Genomic DNA, 19,337 nt, shown 5'->3' with positions numbered 1-19,337 from the left:
TTAGCCTCATCCTGAGGAGCCCGCGCAAGCGGGCGTCTCGAAGGACGAGGCGCGCGCTCAAATGGCACCCCAGTCGCTGCTCAGAACTCGCCGTGTAGCCGTCCTGAGAATACCGACACTGGGCCGCGGTCGGCGTTGTAGGCGGGGTTGACGATCAGCTGGTAGTCGGCGGTGAAGGTCAGCGCCTTGTTCAGCGCATAGGCGTAGTAGGTCTCAAGCACGCGTTCCCTGCGGTAGTTGAGCCGGCCGTCGCCGATCAGCGGGCCGAGGCCGCCGGCGGCGATGAAGTCGCGATGGTCCTGCGACAGCGCGTTGACTGCGCCGGCGATGGCGACGACATCGTCGGGCCGGCCCCACCTCGTGCCTTTCACCGAGACGCCGCCGGACAGGCTGCGGTCGATGTCGGTGAAGGCCATGATCTCGTTGCGGCCGTCGTTCCAGCTCCAGCGGCCGAACACGCCGATGTCGTCGATGACGGCCTGTTCGAGGTTGAGCGCGTAACCGTATTTGATGCGACCGCGGCGAGTCTGGCTGATGTCGACGCCGAACGCGGGATTGTCCAGCGTCTCGCGGTAGCTGCCGGAGAACGCGCTGTTGACGAAACCGAGCACGCGCAGCTTGCCGGGCTGGCCGAGCAGCGAATAGCGGGTCTCGAGCTCCGCGACATACTCGCCGCGGCGACCGACATTCATGTCGAAATTGCTGGAGTTCGATTCCGCGCCAATCAGGAAATAGCCGGCGCGCAGGGCCCATTGCTTCTGGTTCAATTCGGCCGTGGCGCCGTAGCCGAGGCCGAGCTTGTCGGCGGCGTAGTCGAAGGCGCCGGAGGCCCAGATCGACCAGTTCATGAAGTCTTTGCGCGGATCGTGCGCGTAGGAATTGCCGTCGAACACGTCGACCACGGAGAACTTGCCGACCTGCAGGGTCAGGCGCGAGACGTCGACCTTGCTCGCGAGCTGGAGCTGCCCGGAGGCAAGCTCCTCCTGCTCGCCGCCGAAGCCGAAGGTGTGTCGCACGAACAGCCGCGAGGCGTTGAAGTGCGGATAGGGGAAGCCGGACTTCTGCGCTTCGCCGTTGGGGAAGCCGGCGGCGCCCGTCGTGTTGTTGAAACCGAATCCCTGCAGCAGCTCGGGGTTGAAGTAGACCTCGCCGCCGTCCCATAGCCGCGCATTGAGATAGAGCGAATTGCTCCAGGTCTGCTGAAAATCCGGTGACGGCAGCAGGCTGTTCGGTCCGGTATAGGGCGCGCGGAACGCGGGGTAGCCCTGGCCCAGCGCGGTCGACTGGCCGTGAATCTCCCAGCGGCTGGACTCGGTGTCGGTCACATCCGACTTCGGGTTGTAGGTCGGCACGCCCGGCCAGTCGATCTTGCGATTGAGGCCGAGCCGCAGGCTGTGAAGATCCATCGACGAGGAATATTGCCCGCCCGAGGGGAAGGTGACGCTGGCGTTGTCGTATTTGCTGTAGAGATATTCGAGCCGCGTGGTCCAATGCGGCGCGAAGGCGTATTCGACGCCGCCGCCCGCGGTCCAGCCGAACCGCGTGTGCAGCACCTTCTCTTCAGTGCCGCCGTTCGGCGTCGAGAGGAAACGCTCGCCGGTGAAGGCCGCGCCGCCGGTGGCGTAGACCAGCCAATTGCCGCTGGCATAGCCGAGCCGCGCGCGCAGGCTCGCGACATAGTCCCAGCGTTCCTCCGCGAAGGACAGCGCGGTCCCCGTCGACGACACGACGTGGTTGGAGGGCAGATAATTCGGAAAGGAGATGTCGCCTTCGACGCCGAGCAGCAGGCCCGAAGCGAGGCGCCAATTGTAGCCGGCCTGGACGCCGCCGGTCGCGCCGGTGAAGACGTTGTTGTCGGTTGCGAATGTGGGATCGGTCAGCGTCGCCGTGGACGTGCCGCGGGTGACGCCGGCATGCGCGCCGATATAGAGGCCGGTCCAGTCGTAGACCGCCTTCAGCGCCGGCGCCTTGAGCGGCAGATCGGCCGCGCGGCCGGTTGCGGGAAAAGCCAGCACGCCCGAGGCAATCGCCGCGGCCGTCCGCAAGGTCCTGTAGCGGTGATCTCTCAACGTCAAAACGCACGCCCCCAAACGCGAATGTCATCCATCCGCCGCGACATCCCTGCCGATTTGCGGCGGCCTTGTCATCAATCTTGGGCGCCTGCGCGCCGCCGAGATGACCTCGGCCGAGCCGACTTCGTCCCAAGCTGCTGACCCTGCGATAAGTCTTATTGCGACTAATTCGCAATAGCAACTAAATCTGGATCGCCCCTGAGGATGGATCGCACCGCTGTATGACGAGACTGCAACAATCCAGCGGGCTCCAACATGAATGACCCCGCCCGGGGGGACAGCCGGGCGGGGTCATTCATGCCGCTTGCGGGGGAGGGCCGGGGTGGGGGCTCTCTCCTCTTGGGGAGTCCCACTGCGGAGATACCCTCTCCCCAACCCTCCCCCGCACGCGGGGGAGGGAGCGCAGATTTCGTTGTGGTGACGATCGCGATATCACCACTCGCGCCCCCATTCACCACGCCCGAATTCTAGGGTCCCTCCCCGCACCGAATTCCGCTATTGAGGGACGCGGCAATCGTTCCGACCGTCCGGCGGGCATTTGCGCAATCGTCCGTCTCGCCGGAGCGTGGTCCTTCGATGCAGCTTTATCTTCCGATCGCCGATCTTCCCGTCAACGTCTTGCTGGTGCTGGCGATGGGGGCCGCGGTCGGCTTCGTCTCGGGCATGTTCGGGATCGGCGGCGGCTTCCTGATGACGCCGCTGCTGATCTTCATCGGCATCACGCCCGCGGTCGCGGTCGCCTCGGTCACCAGCCACATCGCGGCCTCCTCGTTTTCCGGCGCGCTGTCCTATTGGCGGCGGCGCGCGATCGATCCGGCGCTGGCGAGCGTCCTGCTCTGCGGCGGCGTGACCGGCACGGCGCTCGGCGTGTGGACCTTCACGCAGCTGCGTGCGCTCGGCCAGCTCGATCTGATGATCGCGCTCTCTTACGTGGTGCTGCTCACCACCGTCGGCAGCCTGATGTTCTCGGAAGGCCTGCGCGCTCTGATGCGGACCCGTCGCGGTGCGCTGCCGCCGCGCCGCACGCACAATTGGATCCACGGCCTGCCGCTGAAGATGCGGTTCAAGCGCTCGAAGATCTATCTCTCGGTCATCCCGGTGGTGGTGGTCGGCATCGTGATCGGCTTCATCGGCGCCATCATGGGCATCGGCGGCGGCTTCATCCTGGTGCCGATCATGATCTATCTCTTGCGGGTGCCGACCTCGACGGTGATCGGGACCTCGATGGTGCTGACGCTGGTCACCATGCTGTTCGCGACCATGCTGCATGCGGCGACCAATCACCTGGTCGACGCCGTGCTGGCGCTCATCCTCATGATCGGGGGCGTCACCGGTGCGCAGTTCGGGGCCCGCGCCGGGCAGAAGATCCGCGGCGAGCAGCTGCGCCTGCTGCTCGGCCTGCTGATCCTCTCGGTCGGAATCCGCTTCGCAATCGAGCTGGTGATCCAGCCCTCGGACCTCTTCACCATCCGCGAGCTGGGAGTGAGCGGATGATGCGCACGCTTCTCGCCATCCTTCTCGTCCTGCTGCTCGGCGGCGCCGCACGCGCCGAGCGGCTGATCGTGTCGGTCTCCAACCACCGGGTCACGGTGACACCGAACTATTCCGGCGAGGAGCTGGTGCTGTTCGGCTCGGTGGAGAAGGATGCGACGACGCCGGCGGACCGCACCGCCTACGATCTCGTCGTCACCGTGATGGGCCCGCGCGCCGACATGGTGACGCGACGGAAGGAACGTACCTTCGGAATCTGGATCAACACCGACTACCGTCAGTTCCTGCAGGTGCCGAGCTATCTGGCGCTGTTCGCCAACCGTCCCTTCGAAACGATCACCTCGCCCGAGATCGCACGGCGGCAGCAAATCGGGCTGAACAACGTGCTGCTGACGCAACGGGTCAGCGGCGACTTCGCCGACGTGGTGCCGAACGACGCGTTCCGCTCGGCCTTCATCCGCCTGCGTACCCAGCGCGGGCTCTATCGCGAAGACGGCAGCGCGGTGACGTTCCTGACGCCGACGCTGTTCCGGACCGGCATTCCGCTGCCGGCGGAGGTGCCGATCGGGACCTACGAGGTCGAGATCAAGCTGTTCGCGAACGGCGCGTTCATCGGCAAGACCGAGACCGCGTTCGAGATCGTCAAGGTCGGCTTCGAGCAGTTCGTCGCCACGACCGCGCGGCACAACGGGTTCCTGTACGGCCTCGCCACGGTGGCGATGGCACTGATGACGGGCTGGATGGCGTCGATCGTGTTCAGGAAGGATTGAGGGCGCGTCACTCCGTGCGCATCCCTCTTCGCTCGTCATCGCCCGGCTTGACCGGGCGATCCAGTATTCCAGAGGCCTTCGTCGGAGAGCTCGCTCACAACAACCGCCGCGGCGTACTGGATGCCCCGGTCGAGCCGGGGGATGACAGTTGAGGTTGTGGCGCCCTGCTCACGCCGACACCCTCGCCGGCCGCGTCACCAGATAGATGCCGAGCGCGACAGGAATGATGCCGAGCAGATCGCGCGCCTCGACGTGCTCGCCGAGAACGAGATACGCGAACAGCATGCCGAGCGGCGGCATCAGGAAGTGATAGGCGCTGGCGGCGGTGGCGCCGCACACTTTCAGCAGATGAAACCAGAGCCAGTAGGCGAGGATCGAGCCGCCGAGCACGAGGAAGGCAAAGGCGCCGATCAGGCTCGGTGTGACATCGATCGCGTGAATGTCGGCGAAAGTGAGCGCGACCGGCGTCAGCACGATGCCGGCGACCAGGTTCTGCACGCCGTTGCCGATCCACAACGACCCCTTCGGCGCGAGCAGCTTGAACAGGATGGTGCCGGCGACGAGCGAGGCGAGCGAGGCCAGCGTGAACAGGATGCCGTGCAGCGAGTCGGTGCCGACCGAGAGACGATGCCAGACGATCGCCGTCACGCCGACGACGCCGAGCACGAGGCCGCTTGCCTTGCGCCAGGTCATGCCTTCACCGAGCAGCAGCGCTGCCAACGCGGCTGTGAATACCGGATTGGCCGAGACGATCAGGCCGCCGAGGCCGGCGGAGACCGATTGCAGGCCGGTGTAGCCGAGACCGAGATAAAGCGCGTTGTTGGCGATGCCGAGCACGGCGAAGATCGCGGCATCGCGCCAGGAGAGTGACCAGGCATCGCCGCGGATCAGCGTTGCGCCCAGGATCAAGATGCCGGCGAGCGAGAAGCGCGCGGCGAGCAGGATCAGCGGCGGGCAATGGGTGACGCCGATCTTGCCCGCGACGAAGGCGTAGCTCCAGAGCAGGCAGAACAGGCCGATGGCGAGCGGCAGCGTGTTGAAGCGGGTGCCTGGGACCGAAATCGAGGGGGCGAGCGACATGAGGGGCATTCTCGGGATGTTCTTGTTCCGGCCCTCGATCTAGGGACGCCGCTTGTCATTTGGAAATTAAATGATTAACTTCCGATCAGTTGATTTTCGAATGAAAGCGGCAATGCTGGATCTTGAGCTGCTGCGCAGCTTCGTCTCGGTGGTGGAGGCCGGCGGCTTCACCCGCGCCGGCGAGCGCGTCCACCGCACACAGTCGACCGTCAGCCAGCAGATCAAGCGGCTGGAGGACGATATCGGCCAGGTACTGCTGCATCGCGACGGCAAGAGCGTGCGGCCGACCGAGGCCGGCGAGCGGCTGCTCTCCTATGCGCGCCGTCTGCTCTCGCTGGCGGAGGAGGCGCGCGACGTGCTGCGCCGGCCGGATGGCGAAGGCACGGTCCGGCTCGGCATCCCCGAGGATTTCGCGGCGTACCGGCTGACCAAGTTGTTGGGCGCGTTCGCGCGCTCGCATCCCGGCCTGCGGCTCGACGTGCGGGCGGACCAGAGCAAGCACTTGGCGCGCGACCTCGAGCGCGGCGAGCTCGACCTTGCGCTCTACAAGCGCGAGGCCGGCGCGAACGGCGCGATCGCGGTGTGGCCGGAGCGGGTGCACTGGGTCACCAGCAAGAGCCATCCCGTCGATGTCGACGTTCCCTCGGTGCCGTTGATCGGCTTTCCGCTCGGCTGCATCTACCGCGCCGGCGCGATCCATGCGCTGGAAAGCGCGGGCCGGGCCTGGCACACCGCCTATACCTCCTCGAGCCTCGCCGGCATCCAGGCCGCGGTCGCCGCCGGCATGGGGCTGAGCATCCTGTCGGAGATGTCGATCCAGTCCGATCACCGCGTGCTGACGGCGAAGGAAGGTTTTGCACCGATCAACAAGACCGAGGTCGCATTGATGGCTGCGCCGGATGCGAGCCCGGCCACGCTGCGGCTTGCGGATCGTCTCGCCGAATTTTGCGATGCGGTGCAGGCGAAGGCGGCTTGAGCCCGCTCGAGGTCAGGCGCTCAATTCGCCGCCGACAGCAGTTTATCCCCGCACGCATTCGCATAGAACTTGCCGCCGCATTGGCGCTTGATCGCAGCGCAGCGAGCCGCGGGCGAGGCCTTCTGCGGGGCCGTGAAGCCGCAGCTGAGACCATCGGCGCTGCGGCCGGATTTGCCGGCGGCAAACGCCGCGCCGGAGGCGCTGATGCAGAGGACGAGCAGGGCCGCAGCGGCGATGTCAATCATCAGTCTCATGATCGTCTCCTCTCCACACTGATGGCTGAATTGTTTCGTAATCTAGCACCGAATCGTAGGTTTCTCCGTGCTCACCCGGGTTCCCAATTCGGCCCGTTCCTTGCATAAATTAGCGCCAGCGCAATGCACTGCCACCGTTCCGGTGCAAGGGCACGACGCGTAGATTGGTAAGAGTTCGACCTAGGAAATGACGGCTTTGCAGGATTCATCGTTCCAACCCAGTTTTCCGGCCCCGGGGCAGCCCATCGACGAACTCGCGCTGGCCGAGATCAAGGGCGCAATCCTGGCGAAGCTGCGGCTTGCCATCGGCAAGGATGCCGGCATGGCCACCAGGCACGACTGGTATCAGGCCGCAGCGCTCGCGCTGCGCGACCGCATCGTGCATCGCTGGCTCACCGCGGAGAAGCACAGCTACGACGCCGGCCGCAAGCGCGTCTATTATCTCTCGCTCGAATTTTTGATCGGCCGCCTGTTCAGCGACGCGCTCAACAACATGGGCCTTTTGAAGATCTTCGAGGTCGCGCTCGGCGATCTCGGCGTCTCGCTGCCGGAGCTGCGCAAATGCGAGCCGGACGCCGCGCTCGGCAATGGCGGCCTGGGCCGCCTCGCCGCCTGCTTCATGGAGAGCATGGCGACACTGTCGATCCCCGCGATCGGCTACGGCATCCGCTACGATTACGGCCTGTTCCGCCAGATCATCAATCAGGGCTGGCAGCAGGAATATCCGGACGAATGGCTGAGCTTCGGCAATCCCTGGGAATTGCAGCGGCCCGAGGTGATCTACGACATCAATTTCGGCGGCGGCGTCGAGCATGTCGACGACAAGGGCCGCGACCGCGCGATCTGGCATCCCGCCGAGACGGTGCAGGCGATCGCCTATGACACGCCGATCGTCGGCTGGCGCGGCCAGCACGTCAACGCGCTGCGGCTGTGGTCGGCGCGCTCGCCCGATCCGCTCAAGCTGGATGCCTTCAACAAGGGCGATTATGTCAGCGCCAGCGCCGAGCAGTCGCGCGCCGAGGCGATCTGCAAATTCCTCTATCCGAACGACGAGAGCCCGGCGGGCCGCGAGCTGCGGCTGCGCCAGGAATATTTCTTCGTCTCGGCCTCGCTCCAGGATCTGGTGAAGCGGCATCTCGCCTCCGACGGCCAGCTGCGCAGCCTGTCGTCCAAGGTCGCGGTGCAGCTCAACGACACCCATCCGAGCCTTGCCGTCACCGAGCTGATGCGCATCCTGGTCGACCTGCACAATTTCCGCTGGGACGAGGCCTGGAAGATCACCGTCGCCACCCTCTCCTACACCAACCACACGCTGCTGCCGGAGGCGCTGGAGACCTGGCCGGTCGAGCTGTTCGAGCGGCTGCTGCCGCGACACCTCGAGATCATCTACCGCATCAACGTGCAGCACCTGGCGCTCGCCGAGGCGCGCTGCCCGGGCGACATCGACTTCCGCGCCTCGGTCTCGCTGATCGACGAGAAGAGCGGCCGCCGCGTGCGCATGGGTCAGCTCGCCTTCGTCGGCTCACACCGCATCAACGGCGTCTCGGCGATGCATTCCGACCTGATGCGCGAGACCGTGTTCCACGACCTCAACCATCTCTATCCCGGCCGCATCACCAACAAGACCAACGGCATCACCTTCCGCCGCTGGCTGATGCTGGCCAACCCGAAGCTGACCGACCTGTTGCGCGAAGCCTGCGGCGAGGCCGTGCTCGACGATCCCACCCAGCTCTCGCTGATCGAGGCCCGCGCCAGCGACGTCGAATTCCAGAAGAGGTTCCGCAGCGTCAAGCTTCACAACAAGACCGCCCTCGCCCGCCTGATCGGCGAGCGGCTCGGCATCAAGGTCGATCCGACCGCTTTGTTCGACGTGCAGATCAAGCGCATCCACGAGTACAAGCGCCAGCTCCTGAACGTCATCGAGACGGTCGCGCTGTACCAGGCGATCAAGGACGATCCCAACGGCAATTGGGTGCCGCGGGTGAAGATCTTCGCCGGCAAGGCGGCGGCGAGCTACCGCTACGCCAAGCTGATCATCAAGCTGATCAACGACGTCGCCGAAATCGTCAACAACGACCCCGCGATCGCCGGCAAGCTCAAGGTCGTGTTCCTGCCCGACTACAATGTCAGCCTGGCCGAAGTGATCATTCCCGCGGCCGACCTCTCCGAGCAGATCTCGACCGCCGGCATGGAAGCGTCCGGCACCGGCAACATGAAGCTGGCGCTGAACGGCGCCATCACCATCGGCACGCTCGACGGCGCCAATATCGAGATTCGCGACCATGTCGGGCCTGAGAACATCGCGATCTTCGGCATGGAGGCCGGCGACGTGATGATCCGCCGCAAGCAGGGGCTCGACGCCTCCGACGTGATCCGCAATTCGCCGAAGCTGCAGCGCGCCATCAACGCGATCGGCGGCGGCGAGTTCTCGCCCGGCGATCCCGGCCGTTTCGAATCCATCGCGCACGCGCTGCGCTATCTCGACCATTACATGGTCAGCGCCGATTTCGATTCCTATTACGAGGCGCAGCGCGCGGTCGATGCGCGCTGGCAGGTCTCGCCGGCCTGGACGCGCGCCTCGATCCTCAACGTCGCGCGCATGGCGTGGTTCTCGTCGGACCGCACCATCCGCGAATACGCCGAGGAGATCTGGAACGTGCCGGTCAACCCGACCACGCCGCTGCTGCCGGATCTGAGGAACGTCGCAGGCTGATTTTCCGCGAGATGGAAGCGGGATTACCTGCGAGGTTATTTGCATCTCGCAAGGCGGATGATGATATGACTGCCATCATCCCCAAGGCGGAGTCGGTGAACCGACGCCGCCACCTCAAACGCCGTCATTGCGAGCGCAGCGAAGCCATCCAGAATCTTTCCGCGGAGACAGTCTGGATTGCTTCGCTGCGCTCGCAATGACGGATGGGCGACACCGAGGACTCCCATGCACGCCAAGCTCGCGCACCCCTTCGACGAAGCCACTCGCATCACCGCCGGTGACTCCAGCTGGCAGGGGCACACCAGCGACGATTACTGGGCCTTCGTCGGCCCGTTCGGCGGCGCCACGGCCGCGACGATCCTCCGCGCGCTGATCGAGCATCCGCAGGCCGCCGGCGATCCGCTGGCGCTCACCGTCAATTATTGCGCGCCGATCGCCAAGGGCGCGTTCGATCTCGACGTGCGGCTGGTCAAGGCCAACCGCTCCAGCCAGCACTGGTGCGTCGAGCTCAGCCAGGGCGGCGGCGAGGTCGCAACGCTCGCCACGGCCGTGTTCGCCGAGCGGCGGCCGTCCTGGGAGCACCGGGTGGCGCAATATCCGGAGGCCAAGCCGTTCGAGGAGACGATGCCGTTTCCGAAGATCCAGGCGTCCTGGGCCAACCAGTACGAATTCCGCTTCGTCGAGGGCGAGATGCGGATCGGCCCGCAGCAGGCCGAGCCCGCCAGCACCTATTCGAAGATCTGGATCAGCGACCGCACGCCGCGCAAGCTCGACATGCTGTCGCTGACGTCGATGTCGGACGCCTTCTTCGGCCGCATCTTCCATGCGCGGCGCGAGCTGGTGCCGTTCGGCACGGTGTCGCTGACGACGTATTTCCACACCGACAGCGCGGAGCTCGCGAGCGAGGACATCACCCGCGTGCTGGCGACGGCCGATTCAAAGATCATGCACAAGAGCTACGCCGACCAGAACGCCGAGCTGTGGTCGCCGAACGGCCGGCTGCTCGCGACCACGACGCAGATCGCGTACTTCAAGGCGTGAGCTTTCTTACCCTCTCCCCTTGTGGGAAAGGGGCTCGTCGCGCAGCGACGAGACGGGTGAGGGGTTCTCTCCGCGATCAAGCTCTATTGAGTTCGCGGAGAGAACCCCTCATCCGGCGCTTCGCGCCACCTTCTCCCACAAGGGGAGAAGGAAAGAAAAAAGGGCGGCCTTGGGGCCGCCCTTTTGCAACTCGAACCGAGCGAAATCACTCCGCCGCGAGCTTCACGTCCGGGGCGGCCGCACGCACGTCGGCATCGACCTGGGCTTCGAACTTGGCGAAGTTCTTCTGGAACATGCCGACCAGCGCGCGGGCGGTCTTGTCGAACTCGTCCTTGTCCTTCCAGGTGTTGACCGGGTTGAGGATCTCGCTGGGCACGCCGGGCAGCGCGGTCGGGACAGCGAAGCCGAAATATTTGTCGGTGCGGAATTCGACGTTGCGCAAGCTTCCGTCGAGCGCGGCGGTGAGCAGCGCGCGCGTCACCTTGATCGGCATGCGCGAGCCGACGCCATACTTGCCGCCGGTCCAGCCGGTGTTGACCAGCCAGCAATCGACATTGTGCTGGGCGATGAGGTCGCGCAGCATGTTGCCGTAGACGGATGGATCGAGCGGCAGGAAGGGCGAGCCGAAGCAGGTCGAGAATTCCGGCTGCGGCTCGTTGCCGAGACCGCGCTCGGTGCCGGCGACCTTGGCGGTGTAGCCGGACAGGAAGTGATACATCGCCTGCGCCGGCGAGAGCTTGGCGATCGGCGGCAGCACGCCGAAGGCGTCGGCGGCGAGCATCACCACGTTCTTCGGCTGCGGCGCGCGGCCGGTGCGCGAGGCGTTCGGGATGAAGTCGAGCGGATAGGCCGAGCGCGTGTTCTCGGTCTTGGAGCCGTCGTCGAAATCCACCACGCGGGTGTCCTCGTCGAGCACGCAATTCTCCAGCACCGCGCCGAAGCGGGTCGAAGCCGCGAAGATCTCGGGCTCGGCTTCCTTCGACAGCTTGATGCACTTGGCATAGCAGCCGCCCTCGAAATTGAAGACGCCGTTCGGGCCCCAGCCGTGCTCGTCGTCGCCGATCAGGGTGCGGTTGGGATCGGCCGACAGCGTGGTCTTGCCGGTGCCGGACAGGCCGAAGAAGATCGCGGTGTCGCCCTTGGCGCCGACATTGGCCGAGCAGTGCATCGGCATCACGCCGCGCTCGGGCAGGTAATAGTTCAGCGTCGTGAAGACCGACTTCTTCATCTCGCCGGCATAATAAGACCCGCCGATCAGGACGATCTTGCGGGCGAAATCGATCGCGACGACGTTCTCCGAGCGGCAGCCGTGACGTTTGGGATCGGCGCGGAAGCTCGGCATGTCGATGATGGTGAGCTCCGGCACGAAGGTCGACAGCTCGATCGCCTCGGGGCGGATCAGCAGCGTGCGGATGAACAGCGAGTGCCAGGCGAGCTCGGTGAAGACGCGCGTCTTGATCCGGTAGGCCGGGTCGGCGCCGCCGTAGAGGTCCTGCGCGAACAGCTTCTTGCCTTCGGCGTGCTTGAGGAAATCCTGGTAGAGCGTCTCGAACTGCTCCGCGGTGATTGACTGATTGCCGGCCCACCACATCTTCTTGTCGGTGGTGGCGTCACGCACCGTGAACTTGTCCTTCGGGCTGCGCCCGGTGAACTCGCCGGTGTCGGCGCAGAGTGCGCCGTCAGCGGACAGCACCGCTTCGCCGGCCGCGAGCGAGTATTGATAGAGCTGCGGCGCACCAAGATTCCAGTGAACCTGCTTGAGATTCTTTAAGCCGAATTTGTCGGCGCCGAATGCACCGTTGCGCACGCCCGTCTCTTGCACGAAAAAATCCTCCTAGAACCCGCGACACCCTGCGCGACCAAGTTTGGACGCCATCGCAGTCACCGTGATGAATGGGCCATTCGGCCTCGGCTGAACGACCTAATAATCATGAACGCTGGCGTTGCCAAGCTGATCCCGCAGGATTTGGTTTATTCAAGGACCGCGCCAAACGTCGCGCATGTCAGCTCTGAGCGGGGGCAACCAGAAAACACAAATGATCGCGCAACCAAATGCGTGTTTGCGCGTTACGTCAGGTTATTGCGACGCACAATCTCTCAGGAATCATTTCATTTTACCTCGCCTTCGCCGATCAGCGCGAACGGTCCCCACATGGCTGGGTAGGCGTTGCGCGGCGAAGTGGCGTCGTCGACAAACGTTAACATCGCGCGGCGCAAGGCCTCGGCACGACCGATCTTTGGCTCGTTCTTGAGCAGCTCGAATGTCGAAATGGTCAGGCGGGTGGCGGCCTCCGAATCCACGGCCCAATGCGAGACCAGAAGCGCGCGGGCACCAGCGTAGAAGAACGAGCGCGCCAATCCCGACAGCGCCTCCGCGCCGGGCTTGTCGCCGGCGATGGTGTTGCAGGCGGACAGCACCACCCAATCGGCTTTGAGCTTGAGCTGCGCCACCTCGCTCGCGGTCAGAAGACCGTCGTCGAACTCCGACGGCTGATCGGGAATGGACAACGCGAGCGAGGGCTCGGCCAGCCCCTTGACGTCGCCGGCGACGAGACCGTGGGTGGCAAAATAGATGATGCCGTATTGAGCAAGCGCTGCACGCTTCAGCGTCGTCTCGCTGGCATCGCGGCCGAGATGAATGTCGGCTTTGGCCGCGCCGACGTCCCTCGCCACCGCGTTCAGCTCGTCGGCGGTATCGGGCAGTTGCGGCAGCGCCTGCGCCAGCCGCGCGCGATCGACGCCGGCGCCGCGCCAGAAATCGGTATAGGCGATCGTCGCGATGCTGCGCACGGCGACCTTGCCGCCGGCTGCGCGACGGTCGGACGGATCTTCGGCCGCGGGGTTGAAGACGGGATCGCCGAAGCCGGTCATCGGCTTCACGCTCTGATCCTTGCGGGCAAAGGCACGCAGCGATTTCAGGGAGATCACCGACGGCAGCACCGAGACGGCCTGACGCCGCAGCAGCCAGGCGGCATCGCGATAGCCTTCGAGCCGGTCCGGAATCGCAGCCTGCGGCTTCTCCGTGACCAGCAGATGAAACGGCAACGCCGTCAGCGCCGCCGAGGGCACCACCAGCAAATTGCGCTTGTCCTTCGTCAACGCCTCGACCGGGCCGAGCAGCGCTCCATGGAGCTCATGGGCCAGCGCAAGGTCGAACAGGCCCGACTTGCCGGAGGCATCGCGCGCCTTGCCGACATCCAGCCCCTTGCGGAAGGCGGCGACCTGCTGCGTCACCGTGTCCGCGCCGAGCGGGATCTCCTTCCAGTCGGCGCCCTCGCGCGTGATCGCGATGACATGGCTCTGCCTGTCGACGACGGCATAGATCACCATCGCCTCGTCGGCCGACAGCAGCGGCTGAATGTCCTTCACCGCCAGCGGCAGCGGGTTGGAGAGCGAGGCGTAGTCGGGAAACTCGAGCGTGAGGGTCTTCTGCAAGCCCGCACGCTCGTTCGCAATCGTGGCAATCCGCGTGCGGCTGCGCTGCTCGACCGCGCGGTCGCGCTGCGCAGATGGCTTCGACACCGCCGCGACGATCGCCTTGTCGAGCGCCTCGGACTCGGCGGCGAGATCCTGATCCTGGCGCACGAGCTCGGCGAGGCGGTCGCTGCCGGCGGCCATCCGCACCGCGAGCTTGTTCACGGCAGCGGCGGCGGAGGATTGCGTGCCGCGCTGGACCGCCGCCAGCGCCTTGTCGCACGCCTTGTCGTCGGGCAGCAGATGCTGCTGCCGCGCGGATAGCAGGATCGGCAGCACGATGCGCAGCTGCGCGCGACCGCTGGCAAGCGTCTTGTCCGCGAGCGGCAAAGCATCGGCGGTGCGCCCGGAGACGTAGAGGAAATAAGCAAGATTGCCGGTCGAGATCACGGTGTCCGGATGATCCGCCCCAAGCGCGCGTTCGCGGATCGACAGGGCACGGCGATAGAGCGGCTCGGCATCGGCATAGCGCTGCTGATGCTCGTAGAGGCCGGCGAGATTGTTCAGCGAGCGCGCGACGTCGGGATGATCGGACCCCAGCACCTTCTCGCGGATCGCCAGCGAGCGCTTGATCGGCGCCTCGGCGTCGGCATTGCGATTGAGGTCGCGATAGACCTGGCCGATGTTGTTCAGGACGGTCGCGACCGCGGGATGCTCGGGCCCGGCAGCCTTCTGGTAAATCCCGAGCGCCCGCTGGAACAGTGGCTCGGCGTCGGCCGGGCGCTGCTGCTTGGCGTAGAGCGTGGCGATATTGTTGAGGGACTGACCGACGTCGGGATGTTCGCGCGGCAGCGCCTTCTCGCGCACGGCCAGTGCACGCTTGAACAGCGGCTCGGCCTCTGCGAAGCGACTTTGCCGCTGATAGAGCGCGGCGAGATTGGTCAGCTCGGCTGCAACCAATGCGTTGTCGAGGCCGAGCGATTTTTCCATGAGCGCGATCGCGCGCTTGTAGAGCGGCTCAGCCAGATCGTCTCGCCCCTGAGCGGCATGGACCTGGCCGAGATTGTTCAACGCGCCGGAGAGATCGCGGCCGTTGTCATTCTCGAGGCCAGCGACCATCGCCTGCGCGAGCGGCAGCGCCTCCGAATATTTTCCGGCGCGGATGAGCGCGTTGAGCCGCGCGCTCTCGGCGGCAAGACCCTTCTCGGCAAGAAGACCCTTCTGCCCGAGGCAGGGGGTCACCAGCGATGCGGTGATCGCGAGCGCCAGACCTGCGACCAGCGTCAAACGACGACGTGTCATGAACCCCTCTCGCGGCCGACCTCGAACCATACCGGTGTTGGGTCGCCGCGGCGGAGGAGAGCGTTCAAAGCGCTGCGCTTCAGTCCATCTTGCTGCGCGCTTCGCCAGCAAGGCGGACCAGCATCTTGCGCAGCGACGTGCCGTCGGTCACCCGCTCCGGGAAATCCAGCCGCAGCGCGATCTGGCCGTCCTGCATGTCGAGGCCTTCCGGATCGCAGCCGGTGCAGCGCCAATCACCCGGGTCGGCCCCCAGCAGCTTGGTCGCATAGAGGCCCATGGTCTCCCGATGGTCGGCATTCATATGCACGACGGCGCCCTCCTCGGCCGCCAGCAGATCCTCGGCCCCGGTGAGATCCGTGAGGAACTGCTCGGGCTGGAGATCGACGATCCGGCCAAAACCGGCGACCAGATGGGTTCCCGTGGGGCGGATCCGGAAGAACGAGAAATCCTTAAAGGAAACAAAGCCTTCCGCCGATGGATGGGCATTGAGATACCGCCGCTGGAGCAGGTCCTTTTCGGCCTCGGCCGGCTCCGCCCGGCCGGACAGCATGATCCGGGCGCCTTCGAGCGGATCGCCTTCCGCCCGCTCGTCCAGCATCAGCGAAACCCGGCTGTCGGCCAGGATGTTCTTGGTATGCACGGCAAGGCCCGAGATCAGCAGAATGGGCGAGCCATCGGGATGGCTGGCCAGATTGACCAGGGAACAATAGGGGTCGCCGCTGCCGGCCATGAGGGTTGCCAGCGCCCCCTGGCGCGATCGTCGCAGCAGGGATTTGGCGAGCTTTGCGGGGTCGAAATCAGGGGTCGGTTGCATCGGCTTTCTCAGCTCAGGTGGTTGCAAGGGAGGCCTTTTTTCGGGTAAACGGGGGCCCGGTTATGGGTCGACATGCGGCGAATCTGCCGTGTTTCGTGGAACTTGGTCACACTTCAGCCCAGCTTGCATTGCTCGGTGACAAGGTTCGAACGCCGACTTCGGCACCCATGTATGCGGCGCATCAGTGGATTGCTCGCCGTTTCAAGCCACGACCCAAACGGAAAGCAGAAAGCAGAGGCTCATGCCCACAATCGCTTTGGTCGACGACGACCGCAACATTCTCACATCCGTCTCGATCGCGCTGGAAGCCGAAGGCTACCGCATCATGACCTACACCGACGGCGCCTCCGCGCTGGACGGTTTCCGCACCACCCAGCCCGACCTCGCCATCCTCGACATCAAGATGCCGCGCATGGACGGCATGGAGACGCTGCGCCGCCTCAGGCAGAAATCCGACCTGCCCGTGATCTTCCTGACCTCCAAGGACGAGGAGATCGACGAGCTGTTCGGCCTCAAGATGGGCGCCGACGATTTCATCCGCAAACCGTTCTCGCAGCGCCTTCTGGTCGAGCGCGTCAAGGCGGTGCTGCGCCGCTCGGCGCCGAAGGACCCGACCGTCGCGCCGAAGGAGAACGACGCCAAGGCGCTCGATCGCGGCCTTTTGCGCATGGACCCCGAACGGCATACCTGCACCTGGAAGAACGAGCCGGTGACGCTGACCGTCACCGAATTCCTGATCCTGCAGGCGCTGGCGACCCGGCCCGGCGTGGTCAAGAGCCGCAACGCGCTGATGGACGCCGCCTATGACGACCAGGTCTATGTCGACGACCGCACCATCGACAGCCACATCAAGCGGCTGCGCAAGAAGTTCAAGGTGGTCGACAACGAGTTCGAGATGATCGAGACGTTGTACGGCGTCGGCTATCGTTTCAAGGAAGCCTGAAGCGGCAGGCGCCTTCGCGAAAGACTCAAGAGCATCTCCGGTTCTCGTTCCATCGGGACCGGGATCGCTCTAGGATGCAGGGACCCTCAACGAGCTGTCCTAACGCAGGCGTAAGCATTGCTGGATCGAACGCAGCCTGATCCCAACCAGAGCGCCGGCGACGTCGCATCCGACGGCGTTCAGGAGCCATTTGCCGAAGCCAAGCCGCAGGGCTTCCGACCGCTGAACTGGCTGAAGCGGGCCGGGCAGTTCTTCTTCGCGCTGTCCTTTTCGAGCCTCACCCGCCGCATCGTCTCGCTCAACCTCGCCGGCCTCGTCGCGCTGGTCGCCAGCATCCTCTACCTGTCGCAATTCCGCGCCGGCCTGATCGACGCGCGCGCGCAGAGCCTGCTGGTGCAGGCCGAGATCATCGCCGGCGCGATCGCGGCCTCGGCCACGGTGCAGACCAACGCCATCACCATCGATCCCGACCGGCTGCTCGACCTCAAGCCGGGCGAGACCTATGGCGGCTCGGACGAATATTCGCCGCTGGATTTCCCGATCAATCCGGAGCGGGTCGCGCCGGTGCTCCGCACGCTGATCTCGCCGACCAAGACGCGCGCCCGCATCTACGATCCGAACGGCAGCCTGCTGGTGGACAGCCGCAACCTCGAAAACGTGCTGCGCTACAATCTGCCGCCGCCGGCCGAGAAGCCCGGCATCGTCGAGCGCGGCATGGTCGCGGTCCGCACCTGGCTGAACCGCGGCGACCTGCCGCTCTATCGCGAGCTCGGTCCCGAGAACGGCAACGGCTATGCGGAGGTGGGCGATGCGCTCCAGGGCCAGAAGCGCTCGATGGTGCGGGTCAATGCCCGCGGCGAGGTGATCGTCTCGGTCGCGGTCCCCGTGCTGCGCTCGCGCGCGATTCACGGCGCCCTGATGCTGTCGACGCAAGGCGACGACATCGACCAGATGGTCACCGCCGAGCGCCTCGCCATCCTCAAGGTCGGCGGCGTCGCGGCCGCCGTCATGATCATGCTGTCGCTGCTGCTCGCGAGCACGATCGCAGGTCCGGTGCGCCGGCTCGCCGACAGCGCCGAGCGCGTCCGCCGCCGCATCAAGGCCCGCATCGAGATTCCGGATTTCACCCGCCGCCGCGACGAGATCGGCCATCTCTCAGGCGCATTGCGCGACATGACGAGCGCGCTCTACAGCCGCATCGAGGCGATCGAGATGTTCGCCGCCGACGTCGCCCACGAATTGAAGAACCCGCTGACCTCGCTGCGCTCGGCGGTCGAGACGCTGCCGCTGGCGCGCAACGAGACCAGCCGCGCGCGCCTGCTCGAGGTGATCGAGCACGACGTCAAGCGGCTCGACCGCCTCATCTCGGACATCTCCGACGCCAGCCGCCTCGATGCCGAATTGCAGCGCCAGGATGCGATCCCGGTCGATTTGCGCCGCCTGCTGACCACGCTGGTGTCCGTCGCCAATGAAACCAAGCTCGGCCATGACGTCGCGGTCGAGACGCGCTTCGAGGGCCGCAGCCCGAGCGACACCTTCGCCGTCAGCGGCCATGATTCGCGGCTCGGACAGGTGGTCTCCAACCTGCTCTCCAACGCCCAATCGTTCTCGGAAGCCGGCAACAAGGTGCGCCTCACCTGCCGCCGCGTGCGCTCCGAGATCGAAATCGTGGTCGACGACGACGGCCCCGGCATTCGCGACGACGCGCTGGAGCGCATCTTCGAGCGCTTCTACACCGACCGTCCGCATCAGGGTTTTGGCCAGAACTCCGGCCTCGGCCTGTCGATCTCCAAGCAGATCGTCGACGCCCATGGCGGACGCATCTGGGCCGAGAACCGTGCCGGCCCGCCGGATGACGAGGGCGTCCCGACGGTCGCAGGTGCGCGCTTCGTGGTCAGGCTGCCGGCGCTATGAGCCAGGGCAGATTGAACGACGGCAGCTTGATCGAGGCCGAGCCCAGCGTTCACGCCTCCGCAGTCAAGGTCGGGCCCGTGGCGGTGCTGATCCGCGGGCCCTCCGGCTCGGGCAAGTCGCGCCTTGCCTTCGATTTGATCATGGCGGGACGCGCGGGCGTGGTCGATAGGGCCGTTCTGGTCGGGGATGACCGTGTCCATCTGGCGACACTCGGCGATGAAATCGAGGTCCGCCCGGCGCCGCGCCTCAAGGGCCTGATCGAGATCCGGGGCCTCGGGATCCGCTGCTGCGACTTCGTGGAGCATGCGACCGTCGGTCTCGTGGTCGACCTGGACGCCGCCGACGCTGAGCGCCTGCCGCCGCCCGAAGCCCTGAAAACCAGCATTTCTGGTGTCGAAATACCGCGAATCCCGGTGGGCCGCGACCAATCACCCCTCCCCTTGGTTGTTGCCGCCTTGACCACTACCAAGAGTTCATCTTCCGTTAACTCTTCAGGCGATTGTTTGAAGGGAAATGGTAACCATATGAACCCCACTATCGCGACCGAATAGAC

Annotated in this window: 15 protein-coding genes; 9 read left to right on the top strand and 6 right to left on the bottom strand. The window is 65.5% G+C overall.

Features of this window, described 5'->3' with window-relative positions:
- Positions 1-80: 80 nt before the first annotated feature.
- On the bottom strand, positions 81-2,045 hold the full coding sequence (locus tag DCM80_RS10075) for a carbohydrate porin (protein WP_257197917.1): 1,965 nt from the start codon (positions 2,043-2,045) through the stop codon (positions 81-83).
- Positions 2,046-2,648: 603 nt separating this feature from the next.
- On the opposite strand from DCM80_RS10075, the gene DCM80_RS10070 reads away from it, so the two are divergent.
- Positions 2,649-3,566 carry a sulfite exporter TauE/SafE family protein gene (locus DCM80_RS10070; RefSeq protein ID WP_028134026.1) on the top strand — a complete coding sequence of 306 codons (918 nt, stop codon included), beginning with the start codon at positions 2,649-2,651 and terminating at the stop codon, positions 3,564-3,566.
- Positions 3,563-4,333, top strand: a complete 771-nt coding sequence (locus DCM80_RS10065; protein WP_257196818.1) for a TIGR02186 family protein — start codon at positions 3,563-3,565, stop codon at positions 4,331-4,333. Before DCM80_RS10070 ends, DCM80_RS10065 begins: the two co-directional genes overlap by 4 nt.
- Before the next feature lie 168 nt (positions 4,334-4,501).
- On the opposite strand, the gene DCM80_RS10060 is transcribed toward DCM80_RS10065, so the two are convergent.
- Positions 4,502-5,413, bottom strand: coding sequence for a DMT family transporter (locus DCM80_RS10060; RefSeq protein ID WP_257196817.1), 912 nt, complete (start codon positions 5,411-5,413; stop codon positions 4,502-4,504).
- A gap of 112 nt (positions 5,414-5,525) precedes the next feature.
- Here DCM80_RS10060 and DCM80_RS10055 point away from each other — a divergent pair, with 112 nt between their 5' ends.
- Positions 5,526-6,389, top strand: coding sequence for a LysR family transcriptional regulator (locus tag DCM80_RS10055; protein ID WP_257196816.1), 864 nt, complete (start codon positions 5,526-5,528; stop codon positions 6,387-6,389).
- A 20-nt stretch (positions 6,390-6,409) separates the two neighbouring features.
- Here the strand turns inward: DCM80_RS10055 and DCM80_RS10050 are convergent, their stop codons facing one another.
- Entirely contained in the window at positions 6,410-6,643 is a 234-nt protein-coding gene (locus DCM80_RS10050) for a hypothetical protein (RefSeq protein ID WP_257196815.1), read from the bottom strand.
- 187 nt (positions 6,644-6,830) lie between these two features.
- Here DCM80_RS10050 and DCM80_RS10045 point away from each other — a divergent pair, with 187 nt between their 5' ends.
- The 3 genes from DCM80_RS10045 (at position 6,831) to DCM80_RS10035 (ending at position 10,397) form a co-directional block, all read left to right on the top strand.
- Complete coding sequence (locus tag DCM80_RS10045) at positions 6,831-9,356, top strand: glycogen/starch/alpha-glucan phosphorylase (RefSeq protein WP_257196814.1); 2,526 nt, start codon at positions 6,831-6,833, stop codon at positions 9,354-9,356.
- Positions 9,357-9,421: 65 nt separating this feature from the next.
- Positions 9,422-9,556: a hypothetical protein gene (locus DCM80_RS10040; protein WP_257178688.1), complete on the top strand. Its 135-nt coding sequence runs from the start codon at positions 9,422-9,424 to the stop codon at positions 9,554-9,556.
- 25 nt (positions 9,557-9,581) lie between these two features.
- Positions 9,582-10,397 (top strand): acyl-CoA thioesterase II, encoded by an 816-nt coding sequence (locus DCM80_RS10035; protein WP_257196813.1) that lies wholly within the window; start codon positions 9,582-9,584, stop codon positions 10,395-10,397.
- Between the two features lie 205 nt (positions 10,398-10,602).
- Here the strand turns inward: DCM80_RS10035 and DCM80_RS10030 are convergent, their stop codons facing one another.
- The 3 genes from DCM80_RS10030 to DCM80_RS10020 all read right to left on the bottom strand — a co-directional run bounded on the left by DCM80_RS10030 (position 10,603) and on the right by DCM80_RS10020 (position 15,927).
- A complete protein-coding gene (locus tag DCM80_RS10030) occupies positions 10,603-12,219 on the bottom strand; it encodes a phosphoenolpyruvate carboxykinase (protein ID WP_028134019.1) in 1,617 nt (538 codons plus the stop codon).
- 287 nt (positions 12,220-12,506) lie between these two features.
- Positions 12,507-15,113 (bottom strand): CHAT domain-containing tetratricopeptide repeat protein, encoded by a 2,607-nt coding sequence (locus DCM80_RS10025; RefSeq protein WP_257196812.1) that lies wholly within the window; start codon positions 15,111-15,113, stop codon positions 12,507-12,509.
- A gap of 79 nt (positions 15,114-15,192) precedes the next feature.
- Positions 15,193-15,927 carry a HugZ family protein gene (locus DCM80_RS10020; RefSeq protein WP_257196811.1) on the bottom strand — a complete coding sequence of 245 codons (735 nt, stop codon included), beginning with the start codon at positions 15,925-15,927 and terminating at the stop codon, positions 15,193-15,195.
- A gap of 241 nt (positions 15,928-16,168) precedes the next feature.
- On the opposite strand from DCM80_RS10020, the gene DCM80_RS10015 reads away from it, so the two are divergent.
- From DCM80_RS10015 to DCM80_RS10005, 3 genes are all read left to right on the top strand, one after another.
- Entirely contained in the window at positions 16,169-16,870 is a 702-nt protein-coding gene (locus DCM80_RS10015; RefSeq protein ID WP_008542552.1) for a response regulator transcription factor, read from the top strand.
- Positions 16,871-16,987: 117 nt separating this feature from the next.
- Positions 16,988-18,784 (top strand): sensor histidine kinase, encoded by a 1,797-nt coding sequence (locus DCM80_RS10010; protein ID WP_257196810.1) that lies wholly within the window; start codon positions 16,988-16,990, stop codon positions 18,782-18,784.
- Positions 18,781-19,335 carry an HPr kinase/phosphorylase gene (locus tag DCM80_RS10005; RefSeq protein WP_373569397.1) on the top strand — a complete coding sequence of 185 codons (555 nt, stop codon included), beginning with the start codon at positions 18,781-18,783 and terminating at the stop codon, positions 19,333-19,335. The genes DCM80_RS10010 and DCM80_RS10005 overlap by 4 nt, the downstream gene beginning before the upstream one ends.
- The last annotated feature ends 2 nt before the right edge of the window (positions 19,336-19,337 follow it).

The sequence above is a fragment of the Bradyrhizobium sp. WBOS08 genome (genome assembly GCF_024585125.1).
GTDB lineage: Bacteria > Pseudomonadota > Alphaproteobacteria > Rhizobiales > Xanthobacteraceae > Bradyrhizobium > Bradyrhizobium japonicum_B.
The sequence above is the reverse complement of the archived record's forward strand: the minus strand, read 5'-3'. Positions and strand labels throughout refer to the sequence as shown.

Coding starts and splice junctions, on each gene's coding strand:
- DCM80_RS10070 (WP_028134026.1), top strand. CDS start 2,649: ATGCAGCTTTATCTTCCGATCGCCGATCTTCCCGTCAACGTCTTGCTG.
- DCM80_RS10065 (WP_257196818.1), top strand. CDS start 3,563: ATGATGCGCACGCTTCTCGCCATCCTTCTCGTCCTGCTGCTCGGCGGC.
- DCM80_RS10060 (WP_257196817.1), bottom strand. CDS start 5,413: ATGTCGCTCGCCCCCTCGATTTCGGTCCCAGGCACCCGCTTCAACACG.
- DCM80_RS10055 (WP_257196816.1), top strand. CDS start 5,526: ATGCTGGATCTTGAGCTGCTGCGCAGCTTCGTCTCGGTGGTGGAGGCC.
- DCM80_RS10050 (WP_257196815.1), bottom strand. CDS start 6,643: ATGAGACTGATGATTGACATCGCCGCTGCGGCCCTGCTCGTCCTCTGC.
- DCM80_RS10045 (WP_257196814.1), top strand. CDS start 6,831: ATGACGGCTTTGCAGGATTCATCGTTCCAACCCAGTTTTCCGGCCCCG.
- DCM80_RS10040 (WP_257178688.1), top strand. CDS start 9,422: ATGACTGCCATCATCCCCAAGGCGGAGTCGGTGAACCGACGCCGCCAC.
- DCM80_RS10035 (WP_257196813.1), top strand. CDS start 9,582: ATGCACGCCAAGCTCGCGCACCCCTTCGACGAAGCCACTCGCATCACC.
- DCM80_RS10025 (WP_257196812.1), bottom strand. CDS start 15,113: ATGACACGTCGTCGTTTGACGCTGGTCGCAGGTCTGGCGCTCGCGATC.
- DCM80_RS10020 (WP_257196811.1), bottom strand. CDS start 15,927: ATGCAACCGACCCCTGATTTCGACCCCGCAAAGCTCGCCAAATCCCTG.
- DCM80_RS10015 (WP_008542552.1), top strand. CDS start 16,169: ATGCCCACAATCGCTTTGGTCGACGACGACCGCAACATTCTCACATCC.
- DCM80_RS10005 (WP_373569397.1), top strand. CDS start 18,781: ATGAGCCAGGGCAGATTGAACGACGGCAGCTTGATCGAGGCCGAGCCC.